The sequence below is a fragment of the Pseudomonas kitaguniensis genome (genome assembly GCF_009296165.1).
In the GTDB taxonomy this organism is placed as follows: Bacteria; Pseudomonadota; Gammaproteobacteria; order Pseudomonadales; family Pseudomonadaceae; genus Aquipseudomonas; species Aquipseudomonas kitaguniensis.
The window spans coordinates 1-552 of record NZ_VUAZ01000239.1; the positions used below are offsets into that span (position 1 = coordinate 1).

Sequence of the window (552 nt, forward strand, 5' to 3'; positions counted from 1 at the left end):
TTTTGGATGGGCGCTCCATAGTCCTCATCGAACTTGCTGTGAGTCGTGCACGCAGCCAAGTGATACGCGCGAGCAGTTCCAGAGCATTAAAATCTAGTAATCACTCAACGAGTTCGCCAGTAGGGAGGCCTTAAATACGTGGCGCAAAAACGCTCGTCGCCTAACGCTGACCTTGTTGAACCGGACGAAATCCATGCTGCTGGCTAGCCGCCTGAGTTCAGTCCAAGCGGGACTGCGCTTCGCGACTTCTGATAAGGTCGGTTTCATGGATGATCATGACAAGGTGTCAGTTGTGGCAAAACCAGTAGCGCTTTTAACCGCTTCGACCCGATGCCCAATGCCAGGCAGGCATGGAGTTGGTCAGGAACCTCAGAGCCCAAACATACTTACTTCCCCCTCCGGCACCGCAAGAATGAAGAAGCTGATTGCCCTGATTGTGTTGGCTTTGGTGGCCGTGCTCTACGTTGGGTATTACCAAGCGCTGGAAGACGCAGACGTTGAAACCATCCTGTTCATCAAGAAGCATCCAACGTTTCAGATGAAGTTTTACAA

1 pseudogene is annotated in these 552 nt (G+C 51.8%); it reads left to right on the forward strand.

The window, feature by feature from the left end:
• Positions 1–193: 193 nt before the first annotated feature.
• Positions 194–552 (forward strand): annotated as a pseudogene (locus F0169_RS27590) (hypothetical protein); the annotation flags it as partial.